At 67.6% G+C, this 6,497-nt stretch carries 3 protein-coding genes; 1 reads left to right on the top strand and 2 read right to left on the bottom strand.

All coding sequences use genetic code 11. From position 1 onward, the window contains the following. Positions 1-148 precede the first annotated feature (148 nt). The gene (gene purH, locus SP5_RS08120) at positions 149-1,768 is read left to right on the top strand and encodes a bifunctional phosphoribosylaminoimidazolecarboxamide formyltransferase/IMP cyclohydrolase (RefSeq protein WP_042486737.1); all 1,620 of its coding nucleotides are present in this window, start codon (positions 149-151) and stop codon (positions 1,766-1,768) included. A 136-nt stretch (positions 1,769-1,904) separates the two neighbouring features. Here purH and SP5_RS08115 read toward each other — a convergent pair whose 3' ends face one another. Both SP5_RS08115 and polA read right to left on the bottom strand, forming a co-directional pair. Continuing rightward, positions 1,905-3,419, bottom strand: coding sequence for a lipopolysaccharide biosynthesis protein (locus tag SP5_RS08115; RefSeq protein WP_042486735.1), 1,515 nt, complete (start codon positions 3,417-3,419; stop codon positions 1,905-1,907). Positions 3,420-3,627: 208 nt separating this feature from the next. Beyond that, on the bottom strand, positions 3,628-6,402 hold the full coding sequence (polA, locus tag SP5_RS08110) for a DNA polymerase I (protein WP_042486733.1): 2,775 nt from the start codon (positions 6,400-6,402) through the stop codon (positions 3,628-3,630). Between the last annotated feature and the right edge of the window lie 95 nt (positions 6,403-6,497).

Below are 6,497 nucleotides of genomic sequence, written 5' to 3'. Positions count from 1 at the left end.
GCCAATAGGGACGATCTGTGCGGCAGGCCCCCCTCCGTCAGGCCTTCGGCCTGCCACCTCCCCGTGCCGGGGAGGAACATTTTGCGCTTCGGCGAATCGGAGTCTATCGGGTCCGCAAACTTCCCCAGCTTGTAGGATACGCTGCCCGATGGCCGTTTCGCTCCCCTCCGCTCCTTCCGTCGATCTGGTGCCGGTCCGCCGCGCGCTGCTGTCGGTGTCCGACAAGACCGGCGTCATCGACCTGGCCCGCGCACTGGCCGAGCGGGGCGTCGATCTCGTCTCGACCGGTGGCACGGCCAAGGCGATCCGCGATGCGGGCCTGCCGGTGCGCGACATTTCGGAGGTCACCAACTTCCCCGAGATGATGGACGGCCGGGTCAAGACGCTGCACCCGATGGTCCATGGCGGCCTGCTCGCGGTGCGCGACGACCCCGCCCATGCCGCCGCGATGACCGAGCATGGCATCGGCGCGATCGATCTGGTGGTCGTCAACCTCTACCCCTTCCAGCAGACCGTCGCGAAGGGTGCCGAGCGGCCCGAGATCATCGAGAATATCGATATCGGCGGCCCGTCCATGGTCCGCTCGGCGGCCAAGAACCATGGCTATGTGTCGATCCTGACCGACCCGGCCGACTATGCCGATTTCCTCGCCGATCTCGAGGCCAATGACGGCGCCTCGACGCTGAAGACCCGCCAGCGCCTGGCGGCCAAGGCCTTCGCCGCCACCGCCGCCTATGACTCGGCGATCGCCCAGTGGTTTGGCTTCGTCGACCAGGGCGAGGCGTTCCCGGCGACCCTGCCGCTCGCCTTCACCAAGCATCCCGAGACGTTGCGCTATGGCGAGAACCCGCATCAGGTCGCCGCACTCTATCTGCCGCAAAAGGGTGGTCAGGGCATCGCCCAGGCCGAGCAACTGCAGGGCAAGGCGCTCAGCTACAACAACCTCAACGACGCCGATGCCGCGCTGGAGCTGGTCAGCGAGTTCATCGACGGCCCGCCGACCGTGGTGATCGTCAAGCACGCCAACCCGTGCGGCGTGGCGAGCGGCGAGACGCTGCTCGAGGCCTATCAGGCGGCCTTTGCCTGCGACACGGTGTCGGCGTTCGGCGGCATCATCGCCTGCAACCGTCCGCTCGACGCCGAGACGGCGGAAGCGATTTCGGGCATCTTCACCGAGGTGGTGGTCGCCCCCGACGCCAGCCCGGAAGCGCGTGAGATCTTCGCGCGCAAGAAGAATCTCCGCCTGCTGCTGTCGGGCGAACTGCCCAACCCGTCGCGACCCGGCCTCATGATGAAGTCGATCGCGGGCGGACTGCTGGTCCAGAGCCGTGACAATGGCCGCCTGACCGACGACATGCTGAAGGTCGTGACCAAGCGCGCCCCGACCGAGCAGGAACTGGCCGATTGCCGCTTCGCCTGGACGGTCGCCAAGCATGTGAAGTCGAACGCGATCGTCTATGCCAAGGGCGGCGCGACCGCCGGTGTCGGCGCTGGGCAGATGAACCGTCTGGAATCGGCGCGCATCGCCGCGTGGAAGGCCAAGGATGCCGCCGAGAAGGCGGGCTGGGCGGAACCCCGCACCATCGGTTCGGCGGTGGCGTCGGACGCCTTCTTCCCCTTCGCCGACGGCCTGCTCGCGGCGGTCGAGGCAGGCGCGACGGCGGTGATCCAGCCGGGCGGCTCGATCCGCGACGACGAGGTCATTGCGGCGGCGGACGAAGCGGGCCTCGCGATGGTCTTCACCGGCATGCGCCATTTCCGGCATTGATTTGATCCTCTCCGGCGCGGGGAGGGGGACCATGCGAAGCATGGTGGAGGGGGGAGCGCCACAAGGGATGACCTGTGTGGAAACCCCCCTCCGTCAGGCCTGACGGCCTGACACCTCCCCGTGCCGGGGAGGATCTTTACCGCGTGATCCCGCCTGCGTTGGGCAGGGTCGCCTCTTCCACCGTCGGGGCTTTCCCGAACAGCGCCCGGTCCGCCGGACCGAAGGCCCAGCGCCACAGCACCAGCAGATAGGTCGCCGCGATGGCGGGCTCACCGAACAGCAGCTCGGCCCATTCCAGCCGCTTGGGCAACAGGGTGAATGCGCCCCCGACCACGACCGCCGCCGTCGCCGCCCAGACCAGAGGCCAGCGGAACGGCGATACCGGCGCCTTCAATATGGCTGACAGCACCCGCGCCTTGATGACCGAAGTCATCGTCACGCTCATCGCCAGCGCCACGGCCGGACCGGCCGCCGCCCAGGTCGGCGGCCATCCGAGCGCGCGCATTCCCAGGATCAGCGCGAAGCTCAAGCCGATCTGCACCCCCAGCATCGCGATCGAGATCATCAGGTTGCGGTGCCGCGCGGTATAGACCAGCGCCGATTCGCAGACCGCGCCGGTCGAGGCCAGCACCTCGGCGAACAGCAGGAAGGCGAGGGCGGCGGTCCCCGAGACGAATTGCGGGCCGACCACGCCCATCACGCCTTCGCCCGGGATCGAGCCCATCAGCGCCAGGCACCCCTGCGCCGCCATGATCCAGAAGGCGACCTGCCGCACCTGTCGCGCGATCGCGCCCATGTCGCCGTTCGCCAGGCTCTGGGTGATGACCGGGCCAAGGATCGGGTCGAAGCTGGTCTTCAGCTTCTGCGGCAGCGAGGCGACCTGCTGTGCCATGTAATAGATGCCGACGATGCGTGGCTCGAACATCACCCCCAGGATGAAGCGGTCGACATTGCGCGTGCCCCATTCCAGCGCGTCCGCCCCGGCGAGCGGCGCATTGGCGCGGGCCAGCGCAAAGACGCGGCCGAGATGCGGGGTCCAGCCCTGCGGCAGGCCATAGCTGCGCAGGAAGGGCACCAGGCTGGCGATCAGCGCCGCCGTCATCGATGCGACATAGGACAGGACCAGGCCGTCGCGGATGGTGAAGAAGGAAAAGACCCAGGCCGCGATGGAGATCGTCCACGGCTCGATCACCGCGCGCGCGGTGACGGTTGCCTTGACGTTGTGGCGATAGGCGAGCGCGGCCAGACTGACGTCCGACCAGGCGATGGCCACGATGATGCAGGGCAGCCACCGGTCCAGCCCGGTGATCGCGCTGTTGGGATAGAGAAGTTCGGGGAAATGCCACAGCACCGCACTCGCCGCCACCGAGGCGAGGCAGGCGAGCGCCATCGCGTCCCAGACGACATGGACATGCGGCCGGTCGGTCGAGGCCAGCGCCTGCGCCAGCCCGCGCTTCATGCCCAGCGTCGCGACCAGCGCCGCCAGCTCGACGACGACCACGGCAATGGCGAAGCGCCCGACCAGATCGGGGCCATAGATGCGCCCCGCGATGAACAGGAAGGGGATGCGCGCCGCCAGTCGCAGGACGAAGCCCGCGATATTGGTCCGCCCGCCCTTGGCGAGCGTTTCGATGTCCTGGGTTTCGGCCATCAGCGGGCGCGGAGTCCCAGGGGTGGCCGATAATCGTAATGTCCTCCCCTGTAAGGGGCGGTGGCAGGCCGAAGGCCTGACGGAGGGGTGTCAGCGGCGGCGAGGGTCGTTCCGGTCTCGACCCGGCATGCCCCTCCACCATGGCTGTCGCCATGGTCCCCCTCCCCAAGCACGGCCTGGGGAGGAATGGGGGCGAGGGAAGCGTGGATCAATGCGCCGCGCCCCAGCTCTTGCCGAAGCCGATCTCGACGCCCAGCGGCACCGACAGCGACACCGCCGGTTCGGCCGCGCCCGCCATGACCTCGCGAATGACCTTGCCTGCGGCTTCGGCATCGGCTTCGGGGGCCTCGAACACCAGTTCGTCATGGACCTGCAACAGCATCCGCACATGGCCCAGGCCAGCGGCGGCGAGCGCGGGTTCCATGCGGACCATGGCGCGCTTGATGATGTCGGCGCTGGTCCCCTGGATCGGCGCGTTGATCGCGGCGCGCTCGGCCCCCTGACGCTCGCCCTGGTTGCGCGAGGCGATGCGCGGGAAATGCGTCTTGCGACCGAACAGGGTTTCGGTGAAGCCCTTCTCGCGCACGCTCGACAGGGTTTCGGCGATATAGCGGTTGATGCCGGGGAAACGCTCGAAATAGCGGTCGATCATCGCTTGTGCCTCGTCCGCCGACACGTCGAGGCGACCGGCCAGCCCCCAGCGCGAAATGCCGTAGAGGATGGCGAAGTTGATCGTCTTGGCGCGGCCGCGCGTATCGCGATTGACCTCGCCGAACAGCTCCATCGCGGTCAGGCTGTGGATGTCGTCGCCATTCGCGAAGGCATCGCGCAGCGCGGGCACGTCCGCCATATGCGCGGCCAGCCGCAGCTCGATCTGCGAATAGTCGGCGGCGATCAGGACATGGCCGTCCTCGGCGATGAACGCCTCGCGCAACTGCCGCCCGACCTCGGTGCGGATCGGGATGTTCTGGAGGTTCGGCTCGGTCGAGGACAGGCGCCCGGTCTGCGCGCCGGTCAGGCTGTAGCTGGTGTGGACACGGCCGGTCTTCGGGTTGATCTGCGCCTGGAGCGCATCGGTATAGGTGCTCTTCAGCTTGGAGAGCTGGCGCCATTCCAGGATCTTGCGCACGATCTCCGCCGCCTCGCCACCATCGCGGGCCAGGCGTTCGAGTTCGGTGACGTCGGTGGAATAGACGCCCGACTTGCCCTTGCGCCCGCCCTTCAGGCCGAGCCGGTCGAACAGGATCTCACCCAGCTGCTTGGGGCTGCCGATGGTGAAGGGGGTGCCCGCCAGCGCATGGATCTCGCCCTCCAGCGCAAGGATCTGCCCGGCAAACTCGGTCGACAGCGCGGCCAGCCGCTCGCGATCGACCTTGATCCCGCGCCGCTCCATGCCTGCGATCACCGGCACCAGCGGCCGGTCGACCATTTCGTACACGCGGGTCGCCTGCTCCATGGGCAGTCGCGCCTTGAACCGCTTCCAAAGCCGCAGCGTGACGTCGGCATCCTCGGCGGCGTAGCGGGTGGCGGTCTTCAGATCGACCTCGTGAAAGCCGAGCTGCTTCTTGCCGGTGCCGACCACCTCCTTGAAGGCGATGCAGCTGTGCGACAGGTGCAGCTCGGCCAGCTCGTCCATGCCGTGCCCGTGCAAGCCAGCGTCGAGGTCGAAGCTCATCACGATCGTGTCGTCATGCGGCGCGATGGCGATGCCGCGCTCGCCCAGCACGATCATGTCGAATTTCAGATTCTGGCCGATCTTGAGGACCGACGGGTCCTCGCACAGCGCCTTGATCCGCTCGAGCGCCTGGCCGACCGGAATCTGCACCGGCACTTCCGACAGGAGATCGGTGCCGCCATGGCCGAGCGGGATATAGCAGGCCTTGTTGGGCGCGAGGGCCAGGCTGACCCCGACCAGTTCGGCCTGGGTCGCGTCGGTCGAGCTGGTCTCGGTATCGATCGCGACGAAGCCCTGGTGACGGGCGTCCGCGACCCACTGGTCGAGCGTCGCCAGATCCTGCACGGTGATATAGCCGTCGAGATTGCACGGCTCGTCATCGTCCATCGGCGCGGACGGCGCGGCCTCTCCGGCAGCGGGGGCGGGCGCGGCGTCGTCAGTGATCTGGCCCATCTTGGCGATCAGCGAGCGGAAACCATGATGCTCCAGGAATGCCCGCAGCGGCGCATCCGGGATGGTCGGATGCAGCGCCAGTTCCTCCAGCGGCTGCGGCAGCGGCGCATTGCACTCCAGCGTGACCAGCCGCTTCGACAGCCGCGCATTCTCGGCATGTTCGATCAGATTGTCGCGCAGCTTGCCCTTCTTCATCTCGGGCGCGGCGGCGAGGACCGATTCGAGGTCGCCATGCTCGACGATCAGCTTGGAGGCGGTCTTGGGGCCGACGCCCGGCACGCCCGGCACGTTGTCGACGCTGTCGCCCATCAGCGCGAGTACATCGCCCAGCTGCTTCGGCCCGACGCCGAACTTTTCCTGGACATAGGCCTCGCCCAGACGGCGGTTGTTCATCGTGTCGAGCATGTCGAGGCTGCCATCCTCGACCAGCTGCATCAGGTCCTTGTCGCCCGACACGATCGTGACCTGCCACCCTTGCGCCAGCGCGGCGCGGGCATAGCAGGCGATAAGGTCGTCGGCTTCCAGCCCCATCTCCTCAATGCAGGGCAGCGAGAAGGCACGGGTGGCGTCGCGGATCATCGGGAATTGCGGCACCAGATCGGGCGGGGGCGGGGGCCGGTGCGCCTTATACTGGTCGTACATCTCGTTGCGGAAGGTCTTGGACGACTTGTCGAGGACCACCGCCATATGGGTCGGCCCATCGGCGGCGTTGACCTCATCCACCAGCTTCCACAGCATGGTGGTATAGCCATAGACCGCCCCGACCGGCTCGCCATGCTTGTTCGTCAGCGGCGGCAGGCGATGATAGGCGCGAAAGATATAGCCGGAGCCGTCGACGAGATAGAGATGGGGCATGATCCGCGCGGTTTAGCGGATGCGGCGGAGGGGAAATAGCCCCTGATGGTAGCGGTTTTTCGGGTTTGTGGCGGATGGGCCACGGCGGAGTGTCG

Origin of the sequence: Sphingomonas parapaucimobilis NBRC 15100, from assembly GCF_000787715.1 — a bacterium.
GTDB classification, from domain to species: Bacteria; Pseudomonadota; Alphaproteobacteria; order Sphingomonadales; family Sphingomonadaceae; genus Sphingomonas; species Sphingomonas parapaucimobilis.
This window is presented reverse-complemented; position numbering and strand designations above follow the sequence as displayed.